Here is a 2,131-nt window from a genome sequence, read left to right on the forward strand (position 1 = left end):
AAGGAGGCAGAAGGCTTAGAGATGGGCGCTGTTGAGATGAAACTCTCCTTTATATATAACGAATCTGTCTCTAGTATCGGTAGAGCCGTTCCGACTAATTAACTATTTCTAAATTAGGAAAAAAGTCACAATAACTTGAGTACTTTTTTACTGGTTAGGTTAGGAATTCTAGCTCATGTGCAAACTGATTCTAACTTTTAAGATTAGCTTGTGTAAGGAAAGCAGCGACTTTTCAAACATCTTCTAAACAGTTATTCGTAATTACACACAAAAAACAAGAGAAGTAAATGATTAAAAAACAGATAATTTTACCAACTCTCCTACTTGCAACTATCCTGATTGGAGGAATGACAGGCTGCACCAGTTCTAAATCTCCAGATGTATCTCAAGGGAATGACTCTGGAACAAAGGTATCTGATACTTCTACGACAAACTCTCCAGCATCGAATACGCCAGAACGCGCCCAGAAGCGCGAAGAAGTTCGCAAGCAAGTTGAGGCAGTTCTAACCCCAGATCAGGCAAAGGAATTGTCAACGAAATTACAGCAAGGTGAAAAGATGCGTAAAGCAGTGTTGAGCCTGAATCTCACGGCTGAACAAAAGACTAAAATTCAGGATATTTTTAAGACTGCCTATCCTCACCGCAAAGGGCAATCCCAAGGTAATTCCTAGTAGTTTTCTGAAAACAGAATTCAGTCGTCAGTCGTCAGAATGGGCTACGCTAACAGAAATAATTATTTCCGACTGGGGTATTCAGTCCTTCATAGATTACATTCGGAATTATGTATTATTCTTCAAGAGTTAAAGCATGTTTAAACAAAAATGGTTCGTCAATATAGAACTAGCCGTTATGGCAGTAATCCTTGCAGGAAGTAGTTTCTACGCTTCAAAAGCTCTAGGTAAACCCCAATCTAGTCCCCAAAAGATGGTGGATGAGGTGTGGCAAATCCTAGATAAAAATTATGTTGATGTCAGCTTTAATCATCAAGATTGGAAAGCAATTCGCCAACAGTATATTAGTCGTTCCTATACTTCCAAGAAAGAGGCTTATGGAGCGATTCAAGAAATGGTAGCAAAATTAGGCGATCGCTACACCGAGTTTTTCGACCCACAAGAATTTAAAGCCCTAAATAATGACATTTCTGGCAACCTCAGTGGCGTAGGACTAGAACTTGCACAGAATGAAAAAACTAAAGCTTTAACCGTTGTCGCCCCAATCGCAGGAACGCCTGCTTTTAAAGCGGGTATTTTGCCGGACGATGTAATTGTCCAAATTAATGGTCAAAAAACTCAGGGGATGAAAATTGAGGATGCTGTTAAGCAGATTCTCGGCCCGGTGGGAACCAAAGTAGTACTCATGATTCAACGGGGCGATAAATCGCAAACTTTCAAACTTACCCGTGCAAATATTGCTATCCATCCTGTAACTTATAACACGCAAACAACAGCAGCAGGGAAGATTGGTTACATTCGCTTGCCAGAGTTTACACAAACTGCCCCCACAGAGATGCATCGGGCAATTCAAGCATTAGAAAAACAACAGGTGCAGGGCTACGTTTTGGATTTGCGCTCCGATCCTGGGGGACTGCTGGATGCAAGTTTGCAAATTGCCAGTATGTGGTTGAAGCAAGGGGCGATCGTGTCTTTGGTAAATCGAGACCAAGTTAAAGAGAGCTACAATGCATCGGGGCATCCTCTCACCGACAAACCCTTAGTAATACTGGTTGATAAGGGATCTGCTAGCGCCAGCGAAATTCTTTCGGGAGCGCTGCAAGACGATCGTCGCGCCACCTTAGTAGGGACTCGCACTTTCGGTAAAGGTTTAGTTCAAGCCGTTGAGCCTCTAGAGGATGGTTCGGGACTGAAACTAACTATTGCTAAATACTACACACCCAAAGGTCGAGATATCAATCATGTTGGTATTGCCCCAGATATTAACGTGGAGTTAACCGAGGCACAACAGAAAGCTTTAGTGCAAAACCAAACTTTGGCGACATTAGCCGATCCTCAATATGCTAGCGCCGTTGCTAACTTGAGCAAATTGATTCAGTCGGGGGACAATCATCTTAGTTTACAGCGTGGGAAATAAGTATACGGATACCTTTGACAATTATCCTCAATAAGTCTGGAAG

The 2,131-nt window shown here is 42.2% G+C and carries 2 protein-coding genes; both read left to right on the forward strand.

The window, feature by feature from the left end; all coding sequences use genetic code 11:
- The first annotated feature begins 287 nt into the window (after window positions 1-287).
- Complete coding sequence (locus V7K25_RS12085; protein ID WP_335158168.1) at window positions 288-671, forward strand: hypothetical protein; 384 nt, start codon at window positions 288-290, stop codon at window positions 669-671.
- Window positions 672-807: 136 nt separating this feature from the next.
- The gene (locus tag V7K25_RS12090; RefSeq protein ID WP_335158170.1) at window positions 808-2,088 is read left to right on the forward strand and encodes a S41 family peptidase; all 1,281 of its coding nucleotides are present in this window, start codon (window positions 808-810) and stop codon (window positions 2,086-2,088) included.
- Window positions 2,089-2,131 lie beyond the last annotated feature (43 nt).

The sequence above is a fragment of the Nostoc sp. genome (genome assembly GCF_036919495.1).
In the GTDB taxonomy this organism is placed as follows: Bacteria; Cyanobacteriota; Cyanobacteriia; order Cyanobacteriales; family Nostocaceae; genus Nostoc.

Bases quoted from the DNA above. Each gene is read 5' to 3' on its own strand.
- V7K25_RS12090 (WP_335158170.1), top strand. From the start codon at position 808: ATGTTTAAACAAAAATGGTTCGTCAATATAGAACTAGCCGTTATGGCA.
- V7K25_RS12085 (WP_335158168.1), top strand. From the start codon at position 288: ATGATTAAAAAACAGATAATTTTACCAACTCTCCTACTTGCAACTATC.